The organism is Arthrobacter sp. B1805, from assembly GCF_002929745.1.
GTDB lineage: Bacteria > Actinomycetota > Actinomycetes > Actinomycetales > Micrococcaceae > Arthrobacter_D.
The window spans coordinates 215,224-230,908 of sequence record NZ_PJIQ01000006.1 but is presented as its reverse complement, the minus strand read 5'-3'; the positions used below and the strand labels follow the sequence as shown (position 1 = coordinate 230,908).

The following is a 15,685-nucleotide window of genomic DNA, read 5'->3' as shown; positions in this document are numbered from 1 at the left end:
CAGGTGCCGGCCACTGTGGCGCCCGGCACTCCCCCGGTCAGTTCCCGGAAAGGGACCAGCTCACGCCGTCGGCCGAGTCCTCGAGCGTGATTCCCGCAGCAGCCAGGGCATCGCGTATTGCATCCGCACGCGCCCAGTCCCGCGCGCTCCGGGCCTCGCGGCGCTCGGCGATGCGGTCACCGATGAGAGCGTCGAGTGCGCTCGCCATGCCTGCGTCCGCAGCAGCACGGTCCGCAGGGCCGCCGGCGTCGTCGAGCCCCAGCACGGCGGTCATGGCGACGGTGGCGGCCAGACTGTTCCGCACGACGTCGTCATCCCCCTCCGCCATGGCCGTATTGCCGCTGCGCACAGTCGTATGGAGGACCGCGAGGGCCTGCGGCACATTGAGGTCGTCGTCCATCGCCTCCGCGAATGCCGGCGGCACGTCGCCTGCAGCGACGGCACCACGCGAAGGGGCACCGACGCGGGCGGACGCCTTGGCGATGAACCCGTCGATACGGGCCACTGCCGCGGCGGCTTCCTGCAGGGACGTCTCGCGGTAGTCGAGCACCGAGCGGTAGTGCGCCTGGCCGAGGTAGTAGCGCACGACCCGGGGGCCCGCGGCGTCGATCATCTCCTGGGGGCTCACGGTGTTGCCGATCGACTTCGACATCTTCTCCCCGCCGTAGGTCACCATGCCGTTGTGCATCCAGAACCGTGCGAAGGCGTGCCCCGCGGCCTGCGACTGCGCCATCTCGTTCTCGTGGTGGGGGAACCGCAGATCGAGGCCGCCGCCGTGGATGTCGAACTCCGTGCCGAGGTACTTGGTGACCATGCTCGAGCACTCGAGGTGCCAGCCCGGGCGCCCCGTGCCCCAGGGGCTGGACCAGGATGCGGTGGCCGGATCGGTCTCCTTGGATCCCTTCCACAGCGCGAAGTCGCGTGGGTCCTTCTTGCCCCTGGGGTCGGCATCGGGAGCCGCCTGCATGTCGTCGATGTCCTGCCGCGTCAAACTGCCGTACGCGGGCCACGAACGGACGTCGAAGTAGACGTCGCCGGAATCATCCAGCGCCGGGTAGGCGTGGCCGCGATCGATCAGGAGCTGGATGAGGGCGTGCATCTCCGGGATGTGCCCGGTGGCGCGGGGCTCGTAGGTGGGCGGACGAACACCGAGGGCCGCATACGCGCGGTGGAATTCCTGCTCGAAGCGGAAAGCGAGGGCCCACCACTGTTCTCCGGGAACCACCGAAGGATCCCGCGCTGCGTCGGCGCGGAACGATTCGTGCGACTTGGCGAGGATCTTGTCATCGATATCCGTGACATTCCGGACGACGGTGACGCGTAGTCCCCGCGCTTCCAACCACCGGGTCAGCTGGTCGAATGCGATGGCCGACCGCACATGGCCGACGTGGGGCATGCCCTGCACGGTGGCTCCGCAGTAGTAGAGACTCGCCCTGCCCGGTTGGAGCGGCTCGAAGGGGCGCACCTCGGCGCGGGCGGTGTCATAGAATCTCAGGCTCACCGCTTCAGATTACCCGGCGGCGACTACCCGGCCCCCGGGGCGCCGCGGCGCGTGCCGGCGGAGCGCACGACGACGGCGGTAGCGATTGCAGCCACGCCCTCACCCCTGCCGGTGAGGCCCAGCCCGTCCGTGGTGGTGGCGGAGATGCTGACGGGAGCCTGCGCAGCATCCGACAGCACGGCCTCCGCCTCGGCGCGGCGGGGCCCGAACTTCGGACGGTTGCCGATCAGTTGAATTGCGATATTGCCGATATCGAAGCCGGCATCGCGGACGATGGTGGCGGCCGCCGCGAGCAGGGCATGACCCGAAGCCCCGGCATATTCGGGGCGATCGGTGCCGAAGTGCGTTCCTAGGTCACCGACGCCGGCCGCCGAGAACAGGGCGTCCGCTGCCGCGTGCGCCACGGCATCGCCGTCCGAATGGCCCGACAGTCCGCGTTCCCCCTCCCAGAGGAGTCCGGCAAGCCACAACGGCGTGGCCGAGCCGTCGGGGGCGTAGGCGTGGACGTCGACTCCGATGCCGGTACGGGGAAGATGGTCGTGCTCGTTCAGGTACACGTCTGCTCCTGCTGCTCGGCATGCTCGGCGGATAAATGCGGGACGAACACCGCTCTTTCGATCACGGCACCGCGCCCGGTTGCTCCAACGCCCTCTGACCGAGGACTGCTTCGGCCATCACGAGGTCGAGGGGCGTGGTCACCTTGAAGGCCAGGGAATCGCCATCGACCACGTGGACGACCGCTCCGCGGGCTTCCATGAGCATGGCGTCGTCCGTGACGGCGGGGTCGCCGGCACTCGCACCCGCGTGGGCTGCGCGCAGGGCGGCGGCGTCGAACCCCTGGGGAGTCTGCACCGCGCGCAGTGTCGCCCGATCCGGAGTGGCCATGACAGTACTGCCGGCGACGACCTTGACGGTGTCCACGACGGGTAGCACCGGGATCACTGCGGGGACATCCGCCGAAACGGCGGCGGCCACGCGCCGGAACACAGCGGGAGGAGTAAGGGCTCGCGCGGCGTCGTGCACCAGAACGACGCCGACCGACGCGGGCAGTGCGTCGATGCCCGCACGCACGGACGCCGTGCGGGTCGTTCCCCCGGTCACGCTGGTCACCAGCGGCGCACTCGTTCCGCCGGCGGTCGCGCGAGCGGCGCGTTCGACGACGCCGGCGAGGACGTGGTCGTCCGCAGGAAGAACCACAACGACGTGCCGTGCGACGCCGGATGCGACGACGCCCTGCAGGGAGTGCTCGAGGAGGGTCCGCCCACCACACAGGACGCGGGCTTTGGGGATGCCCTGGCCGAGGCGCTGCCCGGATCCGGCGGCGACCAGGACGACACCGACGGTGGCCGGGGCGGAGGGCTGGCGATCGTTCGTGGACACCCCGTCACCCTACGGCAGGGCAACAAAAAAGAGGGACCCGAAGGTCCCTCTTTCGTCACCGTCGACCGCCTAGGATGCAAGAACCTCGTCGAGGACAGTTGCGGCCTTTTCTTCGTCGGTCTTTTCCGCGAGCGCCAGCTCGGAGATCAGGATCTGGCGCGCTTTCGCGAGCATCCTCTTCTCACCGGCCGACAGGCCGCGGTCGTGATCACGGCGCCAGAGGTCGCGGACGACCTCCGCGACCTTGATGACGTCGCCCGAAGCAAGCTTCTCGAGGTTCGCCTTGTAGCGTCGCGACCAGTTGGTGGGCTCTTCCGTGAATTCGGCCCGGAGGACGTCGAACACGTGCTCGAGGCCTTCCTTGCCCACCACGTCCCGAACCCCTACGAGGTCAACGTTCTCTGCTGGTACTTCTATCGTCAGATCACCCTGTGCCACCTTGAGCTTGAGATACATTTTCTCTTCGCCCTTGATGACGCGCATCTTGATCTCTTCGATCTTCGCTGCGCCGTGGTGAGGGTAAACAACTGTTTCGCCGACCTCAAAAACCATGTGGACTTTCCCCTTTCCCGCAGGTCAGTTTATCACGGCAACGACACGCCGACGGCGCGTTTTCGCAGGTCAGGCGGGCGAAACAAGCACAATTGGCTATCATTCGCCTCTTGACGGAAGGTGCTTTAGGTGATCCGAGAGCCTAGCCCGACCGTCCGCCCGGCGACGCCACGCAGTCGGCGATGCATCTGCAGCAGGGGCCGGTACGGCGCTTCCGCCCACCCGCAGCGAGCACGTCGCCATGCCTAGACGACCCATCGACGCCGCCTGGCCCTGCAGTGTGTCCACGTGTGACGCGACGCGCGGATCCTCCGTCCCGGTGCGCCTAGTCTCGGAGCCAGGCCCACCCGGGCTCACCGGTCGAGAGGGAGAACGTCGTGTCGAGTGTCAGCATCGAGTCACAGGTAGCCGAGTTCAATCAGGACTTCGAAGCGCAGATCGGTCCGGTACTGGCGGCGACCTTCGCACAGGAACAGGCAGACTTGCGCACAGCAGGCACTCCCGACGCCGTTGCGTCGGCGGGCGAGAAGCTTCCCGACGCGACGCTGCTGACTCGGAGGAACGAGTTGGTCCGACTGTCGGAGGTACTGGCCAGCAGTCCCGCTGTCCTGGTGTTCTACCGGGGTGCGTGGTGCCCGTACTGCAACATCACACTGAAGACCTATCAGCGTGACCTCCTGCCCGCTCTCACCGAGCGAGGAGTCACTCTGGTCGCAGTGAGCCCGCAGGCTCCCGAAGGCAGTGAGGCCGCGGTCCAGGCGGGCGAGCTCGGCTTCGAGGTCCTCTCCGATCCGGTCAACGAACTCGCCGCCGCCCTCGGGATCGTGACCGAGCCCAGCCCCGAGGCGCGTAGCGCCCACACCCAGCTCGGATTCGACGTGTCGGAACACAACGCCGACGACACCGCGCGAATTCCCTTCCCCACCGTCGTCGTCGTGGACGGCACGGGGACCATGCGCTTCGTCGACGTGCGCACCGACTACACCTCGCGCACCGAGGTCGGCGAGATCCTCGAGGCAGTGCAGCACCTTCCCTGATGAGCGGCGCAACCCCGTATCGGCAGCGGAGCATCGAGGCGTATCCGGATGCAATCCGTCGTCGCGCAGGCTGAACCGACACCACGATTCGCCGGCGTTGCCGATAGTCTGGTGGATAGGTCCGCACCTGATTACGCATCTGTCCAACCTGTTGAACCCCAGGAGTTTGTGCTGTGAAGAACGCACCGAAGAACCGAGTGCAGCAGTCCGTTGCTGCCGGCGCCGTATTGATCATGCTGGGCGTCTCCGGCTGCAGCTTCACCGCGGAACAGTTCACGACCACTCCCTATGCACCGTCGGACGGCATCGTGAAGGATCTCGGGCCGGTACTGCTGCGGAACATCCTGGTGGTGGGTCGGGACGATGACACGGCCGGGCGCCTGATCGGCACCGTCTTCAACACGAGCGACGAACCCGTGGATCTGTCCATCCGGGCCGGTGGAGCACCGACGAGCATCACGATCCAGGGCCAGGGCCAGTTCAAGTTCGAGGACGAGATCGGGGATGACGGCACCCTCGAGGGACTGCAGGACATCCCGGGGTCCCTCATCGAGGTCGACTTCGGTGTCGCGGGCGAAGTGGCGACCTTCGAGGTGCCCGTGCTCGACGGCACGCTCGAGGAGTACCGCCAGTTCGTACCTGGTGGTTACACACCGCGACCGAGCGAGCCTGCCGCGACCGAGGAAGCAGCCGAGGGCCACTAGGACCACGACGCGGAACTGCCCGCCCCCTGCAAGCAGGGGGCGGGCAGTTCCGTCTTCTCGCGTCCCGGATCTGCTACGGCTCGTACTTGTAGCCGAGCCCGCGGACGGTGATGAGGTAGCGAGGGCTCGAAGGATCGGGCTCCACCTTGCCGCGCAACCGCTTGACGTGGACGTCGAGCGTCTTGGTGTCCCCCACGTAGTCGGATCCCCAGACGCGGTCGATGAGCTGCCCCCGGGTCAGGACCCTGCCGGAGTTCCGCAGCAGCATCTCGAGCAGTTCGAACTCCTTGAGCGGAAGTGCCACCTGCTCGCCGTCGACGCTCACCACGTGCCGCTCGATGTCCATGCGAACGGGACCGGCCTGGATGGTGTTCGAGATCAGTTCCTCGGGTTCCCCCTGGCGTCGAAGCACCGCGCGGACGCGCGCGACGAGCTCGCGCGACGAGTACGGCTTGGTGACGTAGTCGTCGGCGCCGAGCTCGAGGCCCACCACCTTGTCGATCTCGGCGTCCTTCGCCGTGAGCATGATGACCGGAACACTGGAGCGCTGACGCAGTTGCCTGCAGACCTCCGTTCCCGAGAGGCCGGGCAGCTGGAGATCCAGCAGCACGAGGTCCGCTCCCGACCGGTCGAACTCGGTGACGGCGTCGAGACCGTTGTCCACGACGGACACCTCGAAGCCTTCCTTGCCGAGGAGGTAGGACAGCGGGTCGCTGAACGACTCCTCGTCCTCAACAATCAGAATTCGGCTCAAGCCTTGACTCCCTGCTCATGGACAGCCGCGCTGCCCTTCTTCGCTGATTTCCTGTCGGCGCCGTGCGCCGACACTTCACCGCTCCCGGCCGCCGACGTGCCGCCGGCAGCGCCGTCGTCGTCGGTGGTCCCCTCCATCTCGGGCAGGCGGACCGTGAACGTGCTGCCCTGCCCGGCCTGCGACCACACTGTCACCTCGCCGCCGTGGTTCGCGACCACGTGCTTGACGATGCTGAGGCCGAGGCCGGTTCCTCCGGTCTGGCGGGACCGAGCGGCATCGATGCGGTAGAAACGCTCGAAGATCCGTTCCTGCTCCTCAGGAGTGATGCCGGCGCCCTGGTCCGTGACCGAGACCTGCACGAGGCCGTCCCTCGAACGGACGCCCACTCCCACGCGCGTGCCCTCGGGCGAGTAGCGGATCGCGTTGTCGATCAGGTTCCGGAAGGCCGTCATCAGGAGATCACGGTCACCGTACACCGGCATCGTGACCGAGCCGCCGACCACGATCTCGATCTGCTTGCTCTCCGCCGGAAGCTTGTTGCGGTCCACGGCCTCCGCCACGACCGAGTTGATGTCCACCGCCTTGCCTCGGCGCACGACGTCGGCGCCCTGCAGCCGGGAGAGTTCGATGATGTCCTGCACGAGCGCCGACAGTCGTCCGGATTCCTTGTGCATGCGCTGGGCGAAGCGGCGCACGGCCACCTCGTCCTCGGCGGCGTCGTCGATCGCCTCGGCGAGGAGCGAGATGGCGCCGACCGGTGTCTTCAGTTCATGGGAGACATTCGCGACGAAATCGTTGCGGATCTCCTCGCTCCGGGTGATCTCGGTACGGTCGTCGGCAAGGATGAGGATGTACTCGGCCCCCAGGGCGGCGACACGGACCTGCACCACGATGGTGCCCTGGCCGAGGGGCCCGCGGGGAAGCTCGAGCTGCTCCTGCTCGATCACGCCGTCCCGCCGGACCCGAGCCGTAAGGTCGAGCAGCTCGGAGTGGACGACGGTGTGCCCGCGCACGAGGCCGAAGGCGTAGGCCGCAGGGCTCGCGCGGACGACGCCGTCGATCGCATCCACGATCACGTAGGCCCGTCCGATGATCGAGAGGACCTCCGCCGCGCCGTCGGGCAGCGAGGGCTCGTCCTCGTACAGCAGCCGGAGCCGCTGCGCCTCGCTCGCACGGAACGCCGCCATGCCGCTCACGCCGAGGGCGAGGCCTACCAGCCCGGCCACGAGCGTCAGGAGAAGGGGGTCCACGGACCAAGCTTATGCTCTGGATTTCCAGCCCAGGCCTATCCGGTGGCATTAGGTAGGGGGTTCAACTAACGTTCACATAAAGCGGGGTAACAGTTCATCGCTGGCTGGAAGGGTCGTCGGCAGAACTGTGACAACGGTTGATTCGATACTTCCAGGGAAGGAAGCCCACGTGCGCAAGGTTTTTCAGGCCGAGCTACACCAGATCGGCGAAGAGCTGATTGAGATCTCTCAGCTGGTGTCCGAGGCCATCCAGAAGGCCAACAGCGCTTTCCAGGGCGCCGACACCGAACTCGCCCAGGAAGTCATCGCCGCCGACGCGCGCATCGACTTCCTGCAGAACAGCCTCGACGAGCGGGCGATCGACATCCTCGCACTCCAGGGACCCGTGGCGTCCGACCTCCGCATGATCGTGGGCGCGCTCCGGATGAGTGCTTCCCTCGAGCGCATGGGCGACCTCGCCCGTCACGTGGCGCAACTGGCACGCCTGCGGTTCCCCGCCAACGTGATCCCGGAGAGCATCCGGCCGACGTTCGACGAACTCGCCGAACTCGACGTGCAGATCGCTGCCAAGGTCACGGAGCTCCTCGAGACCCGCAACCTCGAGCTGGGCAATGAGATCAGTGCCGCCAACGCACGCGTGAACGAGCTGCACGCCGGCGTCTTCAAGGCCGTCGCCGCCGAGGACTGGAACGAGAGCGCGCCGACGACCGTCGACGTCACCCTCGCCAGCCGCTACTACGAGCGCTTCGCCGATCACGGCGTGTCAGTGGCCCGCAAGGTGACCTACCTCGTCACGGGAGAATGGCAGCCCAGCGCACCGCTGAACTGACACTTCTGGCCGGAGAGGAGAACGACCACTCCTGACCGGTGGGATGAACAACCCGCAGAAAAGAACGACGGCGGCCACTTTCCGTGGACCGCCGTCGTTCTGTTGTGACGCATGCCTGCCGAAGCTCCGCGGCTAGTGCTTTCCCTGGTTCGCGACGGCTTCGATCGCGGCTGCCGCGGCATCGGCGTCGAGGTACGTACCGCCGGCCTTGACGGGTGTGAGGTCCTCGTCGAGCTCATAGACGAGCGGGATGCCCGTGGGGATGTTCAGCGACGCGATGTCCTTGTCGCTGATGCCGTCGAGGTGCTTCACGAGAGCACGCAGCGAGTTGCCGTGCGCGGCGATCAGGACGGTCTTGCCGGCCTTGATGTCGACCGTGATGTCGGACTCCCAGTAGGGCAGGAAGCGGTCCAGGACGTCCTTGAGGCACTCGGTGCGGGGAACGGAGTCGCCGAGGTCCGAGTACCGGGGGTCGCCAACCTGCGAGTACTCGCTGTCGTCCGCCAGAGGGGGCGGCGGGGTGTCGTAGGACCGGCGCCATTCCATGAACTGCTCCTCGCCGAACTCCGCGAGGGTCTGGGCCTTGTCCTTGCCCTGCAGTGCGCCGTAGTGGCGCTCGTTGAGCCGCCAGTTGCGCTTGACGTCGATCCAGCTGCGGTCGGCCGCCTCGAGTGCGAGGTTCGCGGTGATGATGGCGCGCTTCTGACGCGATGTGTACACGATGTCGGGAAGGATCCCGGCCTCCGTCAGGAGATGGCCGCCGCGCGTGGCTTCCTCGCGGCCCTTCGCTGTGAGTGCTACGTCCACCCAACCGGTGAAGAGGTTCTTCTCGTTCCATTCGCTCTGCCCGTGGCGCAGCAGGATCAGTGTGTAGGTCATGGCTCCTAGTCTGCCGTATCGCAGTGCGGCGGTCATGCCGGCGACGCCCTGTTCCGCGAGTGTTAAGCGGGTGACCTACCCTTGATGAGTGTCCCTGCGCCGGCGTTCCCAGAAGCCCCTCGGGACCATCACCCGCGGCACCACCAACCCCAATCGACTGCGCCGCATGGACCGCTGGCTGGCGGGGCCACAGGGATTCCGCCTCCGCCGCGCGGTCGATCCGCTCGTCGTGGACCTCGGGTACGGTGCCGCCCCCGTCACCGCCGTGGAGCTGTTCGCGCGGCTGCAGTCGGTGCGCGACGACGTCGAAGTGGTCGGCATCGAGATCGACCCGGCGCGGGTCGCCGCCGCGGAGCCCCTCGCTCGGCCCGGCCTCAGCTTCCGGCAAGGGGGCTTCGAACTGCCGCTCGACGGGCGGAGGCCCGTCGTCGTCCGCGCGTTCAACGTGTTGCGGCAGTACGGCGAGGACGAGTACGCGGCCTACTGGGAGGAGGTCCGCGCTCGGCTGGCGCCCGGCGGGCTCTTCGTCGATGGAACGTGCGACGAGATCGGCCGGCGCTCCAGCTGGGCAGCCCTCGATGTCTCCGGGCCGGTGTCTCTCAGCATCTCGCTGAGGTTCGGCGCCTTCGCGCTTCCCTCCGATATCGCGGAGAGGCTACCGAAAGCCCTGATCCACCGGAACGTGGAGGGGGAGCGCATCCACGGCTATCTGCGGGCCATGGACCGGGCGTGGCTCGACGCCGCAGCGCTCGCCTCGTTCGGCAACCAGCAGCGGTGGAGTGCGATGTGTGCAGCGCTCAAGGCCGACGGCTGGCCGCTGCTCGATGGACCGTCGCGCTGGCGCCTCGGCGAGGTCACCGTGGCGTGGCACGCGGTGGATCCGGCCTAGTTCTTCCTCGTGGTCCTACCAGGGACCGTACGGGCCTTGGTTGCCGCCCCTGCCCGAGGTCTGGCTGACAGCGGGCTTGACGTCCGCGAGGTAGACACAGGCCGCGACGATGGCGACCAGCTGGAAGAGGTTGAATCCGCCCCGGCCGCCGAGCGTGGAGAGCAGCCCGACGACGACGGCACCGCCCGTGAGGGCGAGCCAAAAGCCCTTGGTCCGCTTGAAGGCCGCTTCGAAGGCCGTGCCCGGGCGTCGCACGCAGTCGGAGAAGGCCCACACCTCGATGCCCAGGGCCACGAGGCCGAGCGCGAAGTACAGGTAGTACTGGATTGCGTATACGAGAGCCACACGATCAGCTTAGCTGGCCCGCCCGACGCGCCGCACCGGCGATGTCATCGTGACGCGTACGTCGACGTGCGTCAGAGCCCGCCGTCACGCCCGCCGGCTGCCTGCCGCAGCGCCTGGTCGAGATCGGACCACAGGTCCTCGGGGTTCTCGATCCCGACAGAGAGGCGCACGAGCGACTCGGGGACAGTGAGCGGCTCGGCAGCCTGGCGCCGTCGTCGTTCGATCAGTGACTCCACGCCGCCGAGCGACGTCGCCGGCAGCCAGAGCCTCACGGCGGTGACGAGGGCGTCCGCGGTCGCGGCGTCGTCGAGCTCGATGCTGACGATGCCGCCGAAGCCGTTGAACTGGGCGGCCGCACGCTCATGCCCGGGATCCGATGCCAGGCCCGGGTAGCGCACGCGCCGCACGGCAGGGTGGTCCGCGAGCCGGTGGGCCAGCGTTGCCGCGGTCGACTGGCTCCGCTCGATGCGCAGGGCGAGCGTGCGCAGGCCGCGGAGTGCCAGCCACACCTCGAACGGTCCGGCGATCGCACCGTGCAGGGTCCGGTGCGCGAGGAGACGTTCGCGGAGCGAGGCGTCCGAGGTGACCAGGGCGCCGAGTACGACGTCCGAGTGGCCTGCGAGCCACTTGGTGACCGAGTGGAGCACGACGTCGACCCCGGCCTCCAGCGGCCGGTGGACGATCGGCGTATTGAAGGTGTTGTCGGCGACGACGACGGCGCCTGTGGCGTGGGCGGCCTCGGTCAGGACGGAGAGTTCTGCGACCTCGAGCATCGGGTTCGTCGGGCTCTCGAGCCACAGCATCACCTGACCGGCGTCGAACCGCGCGGCGAGCGCGTCGAGTTCCGCGAGGACGGCCGCGGTGTCGGCGATGTCGACGGTGCGCAGCTCGAAGCGGCCGGTGGCGGCGAGGCCGGCGGCGAGGCTGATCGAACCCGCGTAGGCGTGGCGCGGCATGACGACCGCTCCCCCGGTGGGCACCAGGGACAGCGCTGCCGCAGCGGCGCCGAGGCCCGAACCGAAGACCAGGGCCGGCAGGTCGGCGCCCTCGAGCGCCCCGAGGGCTTCCTCGAAGGGATCCCACGTGGGGTTGGAGCCTCGGGCGTAGATGCGGTCGCCCGCTACAGGTGCACGGGTCTCGTGGTAGGTGGTCGAGAGGACGATCGGCGCATTGACGGGCGCATCGTGCTCGCGGGGAGGTCGTCCCGCCGCGACGGTCAGGGTGTCGGGGGCGAGGTCGGAGAGCTCGGATGCCATCCCCCGAGCCTAGCGCCGGGTCGCGGCGCCCCGGCAAGTGTTACCGACGGAAAGGTCGCCGGTACTCGGTAGGCTTGGCGCGTGACCTTTCCCCTCCCGCACGGGCTTCCCGGGCTGTTCATCGCGCTCGAGGGCGGCGACGGCGCCGGCAAGTCCACGCAGGCCGCACTGCTCTGCCGCGCCCTCGAGGGCAGCGGACGTGCCGTCGTCCGCACGCGTGAACCGGGTGGCACGCCCATCGGGGAGAAGCTGCGATCACTGGTGCTCGAGCACGGACACGGCGAGATCGACGCCCGGACGGAAGCCCTTCTGTTCGCCGCTTCACGCGCCGCCCACGTACAGCAGGTCATCGTGCCCGCCCTCGAGCGCGGTGACGTCGTCGTGTGCGACCGGTACATCGATTCCTCCGTCGCCTACCAGGGAGCCGGCCGCGGCCTCGATCCGCAGGCGGTGCTGGACGTGAACCTCTGGGCAACGAACGGCCTCCGTCCCGACCTCACCGTGCTGCTCGACGTCGATCCGGCGGAGGGGCGCACGCGCCGCACTTCCGGTGCCGCCGCGGAGGACCGACTCGAGTCCGAACCCGACGGGTTCCATGCCAGCATCCGGGCGGCGTTCCTCGAGCTCGCACAGGAGGAACCGGAACGGTACCTCGTACTGGCCGCCACCGGCTCACCCCAGGATCTCCACCGCGCCATCCTCGAAGCCCTGACCGGAGTGACGGCATGAGCGCCTCCACGGAGAGTCTTCCCGCGACCGGGGTGTGGGCGGATCTCCGCGGTCAGGAGCAGGTCGTCGAGCAGTTGCGCCGCGCCGCCCAGTCCGGTGCGCCGACCCACGCGTGGCTCTTCACAGGTCCGCCCGGTTCCGGGCGCTCCAACGCAGCGCGCGCGTTCGCCGCCGCGCTCCTGTGCGAGCGTGAGGCGTTGGGCGAGCGCGGCTGCGGTACCTGCAAGGCCTGCCGCACCGTCCTCTCGGGAGCGCACGCGGACCTCACCAACGTCACCACGGAGAAGGTGACCATCAGCATCGACGAGGCCCGCGAGCTGGTGAGGAAGGCGCAGGACAAGCCCTCCACCGGCCGTTGGCGCATCATCATCGTCGAGGATGCGGACCGCATGCAGGAGCGCAGCACCAACGTGCTGCTCAAGGCCATCGAGGAGCCGCCGCCACGCACCATCTGGCTGCTCTGCGCGCCGAGTCCGGGTGATGTCCTGGTCACCATCCGGTCGCGCTGCCGGTCGGTAGGCCTCCGGCTGCCACCGGTGCAGGACGTCGCGGATCTGTTGGTGGCGCGCGACGGAATCGATCCGGCGACGGCTGAAGCGGCCGCACGTGCCGCCCAGAGCCATATCGGCGTCGCCAAGCGTCTCGCCACGGACGACGGCGCCCGCGAACGCCGCAACCAGATCGTCCGACTGCCACTGACCCTGCGATCGGTATCCGGCGCCATGCGTGCAGCGGCGGACCTCGTCAAGTTGGCCGAGGCGGAAGCGCAGAGCTCCTTCGAGCAGCGCGACGCCGAGGAGCGGGCCGCCCTGTTGGCAACCCTCGGCGCCCCGGAGGCCGGCACCCTGCCGCCCTCCATGCGCGCGCAGGTCAGGCGGCTCGAGGAGGACCAGACGCGCCGGGCCAAACGGTCCAAGAACGACTACTTCGACCGTGCGCTGACGGACCTGATCTCCTTCTACCGCGACGTGCTGATGCTGCAACTCGGCGGCGCCCAGTTCCTCGTCAACGAGCCCCTCCGGCCCGAACTCGAGGAGTTCGCCCACAGGGAGAGCGCGGAGGACACCCTCCTGCGACTCGAGACGATCAACGAGGTCCGCACGCGGCTCGTCAGCACCAATGTGTCGCCCCTCCTCGCTATCGAGGCGATGATGGTGAGCCTGCTGTCCCGGAAGGACCTCGACCGATGAGCGCTGGAACCGCACCACACCGCTTCCGACGGGGGCCGCGCCATTGTGCGCGAGCTGTCCTTGCCGCATCCGCCGCCGTCGTCGTCGCCCTGTCGGGATGCACGCTGCTCGCGCCCGACGACACGGCTGATGCCCCTGCCACCGGCGTGGAAGCCGCGGATCCGACCGCCATCGGTGACGTCCCCGGGGACCTCCACAGCTTCTACACCCAGGAAGTCCGGTGGGAGAGCTGCGAGGGGTCCTTCGCCTGCGCCACGATCGAGGTGCCGCTCGACTACGGCGACCCTGGTCGCAGCAGCATCGACATCGCTGCCATCCGCTCGGACGCCACGGGGGAAGCACAGGGAACAATCCTCGTGAACCCGGGCGGACCCGGGGGTTCCGGCGTCAACATCGTCAGGGACTCCCTCGACTACGTAGCGAGCGACCGTCTGCGGGAGAACTACGACATCCTCGGCTTCGACCCCCGCGGAGTGAACCGGTCCAGCGCCGTTACGTGCTACACGGATGCAGAGCAGGACGAGACCCGCCAGGAGTCCTACCCCGCGGATGCTTCCGAGGATGAGCTCCTCGCGCTCATGACGGCGGATGCCAAGGAGTACGCGGACCTGTGTGCCGAGCGCACGGGCGAGTTGCTCGGATTCGTGGACACCGAGTCGGCCGCCCGGGACATGGACATCCTGCGCGCGCTGGTCAGCGACGAGAAGCTGAACTATCTCGGCTTCTCCTACGGGACCCAGCTCGGGGCGACCTACGCCGAGCTCTTCCCCGATCGGGCAGGGCGGCTCGTCCTCGACGGGGCCATCGACCCGTCCCTGGGGAACGAGGCCATCACCCTCGGACAGGCAGGCGGCTTCGAGCGGGCGGTACGCGCCTACGTGGCTGCGTGCCTGCAGGGCGACGAGTGCCCCTACACCGGGACGGTCGACGACGGCGTCCGCCAGATCCAGGACCTGTTCGCAGCCGTCGAGCGAGAGTCGATGACCGCCGACGACGGCCGGCTCGTGCCCGTCTCTACCTTCGTCCAGGGATTCATCCTGCCCCTGTACGACAACAGGAACTGGCCCACGCTCACCCAGGCCGTCACCGCCGCCCTGAACGGCGATGCATCGGACATGCTGTACCTCGCCGACCTCGCCGCGGAGCGCAGCCCGGACGGCACCTACGCGACCAACTCGACGGCGGCGTTCCTTGCGGTCAACTGCCTCGACTACCCCATGACGAGCGACCCGGCGCAGATGCTCGCGGATGAGCAGGAGCTCATTACGGCGTCACCGACCTTCGGGCGCTTTCTCGCCTTCGGCGGCATCACATGCGCTCCGTGGAAATATCCTCCGGTGCTCGCTCCCGCTCCCCTGCGGGCGGAGGGTGCGGATCCCATCGTGGTCATCGGCACCACCGGCGACCCCGCGACGCCGTACGAATGGTCGACGGCACTCGCGGAGCAGCTCGAATCGGGAGTGCACGTGACGTGGCAGGGCGAGGGGCACACGGCGTACGGCCGTTCGAACGACTGCATCCTCGACCTCGTGGACGACTACTTCATCGACGGAACGGTCCCGAAGGATGACACACGCTGCTGAGGACTGCCGCTGAGCGGCGCGGACAACAGCCACTGCGGGAGATGGCACATCGAGGGCAGGACGACGTCGGCCCCTGCACCGAGCAACTCCGCCTCCGAGTGCGCGCCCGTGAGGACCCCGATGACCGCACCCGCTCCGGCGCGCTGTCCCGCGATCACGTCGGATGTCGTGTCTCCGGCGACGAGGACCGAGCGCACGTCCTCGATATCCAGGGCGAGGACGGCGGTCAGGATGATGTCCGGGTACGGGCGGCCGCGCCCTGCGTCCGAGGGGCAGAGGCTGAGATCCGCCAGTCCCATCCAGCCGAGTGACTCCAGGATCATGTTCTGGGTATGACGGCCGAAGCCGGTGGCAAGGCAGATCTTCAGCCCGGCATCGCGCAGCGCCAGGATAGCGTCTTCGGCGCCGGGGATCGGTTCCACGCCGTGCCCCGCCAGCAGGTTGTCGTACGCGGTCTCGAACGTACGGTTCACGTTCACGGCGGTGACCGCATCGTTGAACAAGTGGCGGAAGACCAGTTCCTTGGACGTACCCATGCTCCGCCGCGCGTAAGCCGTCATCCTCTCGAAGGCGCTGGTGCCCCCGGCCACCCCGTGCGACGCCAGCGCCTGCGTGAAGGCCTTCTCCTGCAGGGCGCCCTCGTTGACGGTGGTCCCCGCCATGTCGATGACTGCGAGCGAGAATGAGCGGTGCTGCGCCATGCGGCGTCCCCTTTGCCGGCCGATCCCGCTCGGGTCGCAGAGACGGGTACGTTCCACGCTCCGCCATGCCGTTTGCCCGCGGGCGACCCAGAGGCGGCGGCCTGGT

17 protein-coding genes are annotated in these 15,685 nt (G+C 68.3%); 7 read left to right on the top strand and 10 right to left on the bottom strand.

Annotated features, from left to right (window positions below):
• Positions 1-37: 37 nt before the first annotated feature.
• The 4 genes from cysS to CXQ96_RS09225 form a co-directional block, all read right to left on the bottom strand.
• Entirely contained in the window at positions 38-1,501 is a 1,464-nt protein-coding gene (gene cysS / locus CXQ96_RS09240) for a cysteine--tRNA ligase (RefSeq protein WP_104117735.1), read from the bottom strand.
• A 23-nt stretch (positions 1,502-1,524) separates the two neighbouring features.
• Positions 1,525-2,058, bottom strand: coding sequence for a 2-C-methyl-D-erythritol 2,4-cyclodiphosphate synthase (gene ispF / locus CXQ96_RS09235; RefSeq protein WP_104117734.1), 534 nt, complete (start codon positions 2,056-2,058; stop codon positions 1,525-1,527).
• Positions 2,059-2,119: 61 nt separating this feature from the next.
• Entirely contained in the window at positions 2,120-2,881 is a 762-nt protein-coding gene (ispD, locus tag CXQ96_RS09230; RefSeq protein ID WP_104117733.1) for a 2-C-methyl-D-erythritol 4-phosphate cytidylyltransferase, read from the bottom strand.
• A gap of 69 nt (positions 2,882-2,950) precedes the next feature.
• Complete coding sequence (locus tag CXQ96_RS09225) at positions 2,951-3,433, bottom strand: CarD family transcriptional regulator (RefSeq protein WP_056546372.1); 483 nt, start codon at positions 3,431-3,433, stop codon at positions 2,951-2,953.
• Positions 3,434-3,810: 377 nt separating this feature from the next.
• Here CXQ96_RS09225 and CXQ96_RS09220 point away from each other — a divergent pair, with 377 nt between their 5' ends.
• On the top strand, positions 3,811-4,470 hold the full coding sequence (locus tag CXQ96_RS09220; protein ID WP_104117732.1) for a peroxiredoxin-like family protein: 660 nt from the start codon (positions 3,811-3,813) through the stop codon (positions 4,468-4,470).
• Positions 4,471-4,643: 173 nt separating this feature from the next.
• Positions 4,644-5,174: a hypothetical protein gene (locus CXQ96_RS09215; protein WP_104117731.1), complete on the top strand. Its 531-nt coding sequence runs from the start codon at positions 4,644-4,646 to the stop codon at positions 5,172-5,174.
• A 73-nt stretch (positions 5,175-5,247) separates the two neighbouring features.
• Here CXQ96_RS09215 and CXQ96_RS09210 read toward each other — a convergent pair whose 3' ends face one another.
• Together CXQ96_RS09210 and CXQ96_RS09205 are read right to left on the bottom strand one after the other, a co-directional pair.
• On the bottom strand, positions 5,248-5,928 hold the full coding sequence (locus CXQ96_RS09210) for a response regulator transcription factor (RefSeq protein ID WP_104117730.1): 681 nt from the start codon (positions 5,926-5,928) through the stop codon (positions 5,248-5,250).
• Entirely contained in the window at positions 5,925-7,178 is a 1,254-nt protein-coding gene (locus tag CXQ96_RS09205; RefSeq protein ID WP_219816117.1) for a cell wall metabolism sensor histidine kinase WalK, read from the bottom strand. Before CXQ96_RS09205 ends, CXQ96_RS09210 begins: the two co-directional genes overlap by 4 nt.
• Positions 7,179-7,347: 169 nt before the next feature.
• Here CXQ96_RS09205 and phoU point away from each other — a divergent pair, with 169 nt between their 5' ends.
• Positions 7,348-8,007 (top strand): phosphate signaling complex protein PhoU, encoded by a 660-nt coding sequence (gene phoU / locus CXQ96_RS09200; RefSeq protein WP_104117729.1) that lies wholly within the window; start codon positions 7,348-7,350, stop codon positions 8,005-8,007.
• A gap of 132 nt (positions 8,008-8,139) precedes the next feature.
• Here the strand turns inward: phoU and CXQ96_RS09195 are convergent, their stop codons facing one another.
• Positions 8,140-8,886 carry a phosphoglyceromutase gene (locus CXQ96_RS09195; protein ID WP_104117728.1) on the bottom strand — a complete coding sequence of 249 codons (747 nt, stop codon included), beginning with the start codon at positions 8,884-8,886 and terminating at the stop codon, positions 8,140-8,142.
• A 166-nt stretch (positions 8,887-9,052) separates the two neighbouring features.
• Between CXQ96_RS09195 and CXQ96_RS09190 the strand changes: the two genes are divergently transcribed.
• Entirely contained in the window at positions 9,053-9,775 is a 723-nt protein-coding gene (locus tag CXQ96_RS09190; protein ID WP_258058999.1) for a class I SAM-dependent methyltransferase, read from the top strand.
• A gap of 15 nt (positions 9,776-9,790) precedes the next feature.
• Here the strand turns inward: CXQ96_RS09190 and CXQ96_RS09185 are convergent, their stop codons facing one another.
• Together CXQ96_RS09185 and CXQ96_RS09180 are read right to left on the bottom strand one after the other, a co-directional pair.
• Positions 9,791-10,120, bottom strand: coding sequence for a DUF2516 family protein (locus CXQ96_RS09185; protein WP_104117726.1), 330 nt, complete (start codon positions 10,118-10,120; stop codon positions 9,791-9,793).
• Positions 10,121-10,191: 71 nt separating this feature from the next.
• Positions 10,192-11,376, bottom strand: a complete 1,185-nt coding sequence (locus CXQ96_RS09180; RefSeq protein ID WP_104117725.1) for a PLP-dependent aspartate aminotransferase family protein — start codon at positions 11,374-11,376, stop codon at positions 10,192-10,194.
• An 81-nt stretch (positions 11,377-11,457) separates the two neighbouring features.
• Between CXQ96_RS09180 and tmk the strand changes: the two genes are divergently transcribed.
• Genes tmk through CXQ96_RS09165 form a run of 3 tightly spaced genes read left to right on the top strand, consistent with a single transcriptional unit; the run spans position 11,458 to position 14,878 of the window.
• A complete protein-coding gene (gene tmk / locus CXQ96_RS09175) occupies positions 11,458-12,105 on the top strand; it encodes a dTMP kinase (RefSeq protein ID WP_104117724.1) in 648 nt (215 codons plus the stop codon).
• A complete protein-coding gene (locus CXQ96_RS09170) occupies positions 12,102-13,295 on the top strand; it encodes a DNA polymerase III subunit delta' (protein WP_104117723.1) in 1,194 nt (397 codons plus the stop codon). The genes tmk and CXQ96_RS09170 overlap by 4 nt, the downstream gene beginning before the upstream one ends.
• Positions 13,292-14,878, top strand: coding sequence for an alpha/beta hydrolase (locus CXQ96_RS09165; protein WP_104117722.1), 1,587 nt, complete (start codon positions 13,292-13,294; stop codon positions 14,876-14,878). Before CXQ96_RS09170 ends, CXQ96_RS09165 begins: the two co-directional genes overlap by 4 nt.
• Here CXQ96_RS09165 and CXQ96_RS09160 read toward each other — a convergent pair.
• Complete coding sequence (locus tag CXQ96_RS09160; RefSeq protein WP_104117721.1) at positions 14,833-15,579, bottom strand: HAD family hydrolase; 747 nt, start codon at positions 15,577-15,579, stop codon at positions 14,833-14,835. The two genes, CXQ96_RS09165 and CXQ96_RS09160, sit on opposite strands and share 46 nt — an antisense overlap.
• Between the last annotated feature and the right edge of the window lie 106 nt (positions 15,580-15,685).

What these genes read in the sequence shown, in the direction of transcription:
- CXQ96_RS09165 (WP_104117722.1), top strand. Translation starts at nt 13,292, where the DNA reads ATGAGCGCTGGAACCGCACCACACCGCTTCCGACGGGGGCCGCGCCAT.
- CXQ96_RS09225 (WP_056546372.1), bottom strand. Translation starts at nt 3,433, where the DNA reads ATGGTTTTTGAGGTCGGCGAAACAGTTGTTTACCCTCACCACGGCGCA.
- CXQ96_RS09180 (WP_104117725.1), bottom strand. Translation starts at nt 11,376, where the DNA reads ATGGCATCCGAGCTCTCCGACCTCGCCCCCGACACCCTGACCGTCGCG.
- CXQ96_RS09170 (WP_104117723.1), top strand. Translation starts at nt 12,102, where the DNA reads ATGAGCGCCTCCACGGAGAGTCTTCCCGCGACCGGGGTGTGGGCGGAT.
- CXQ96_RS09190 (WP_258058999.1), top strand. Translation starts at nt 9,053, where the DNA reads ATGGACCGCTGGCTGGCGGGGCCACAGGGATTCCGCCTCCGCCGCGCG.
- CXQ96_RS09160 (WP_104117721.1), bottom strand. Translation starts at nt 15,579, where the DNA reads ATGGCGCAGCACCGCTCATTCTCGCTCGCAGTCATCGACATGGCGGGG.
- CXQ96_RS09195 (WP_104117728.1), bottom strand. Translation starts at nt 8,886, where the DNA reads ATGACCTACACACTGATCCTGCTGCGCCACGGGCAGAGCGAATGGAAC.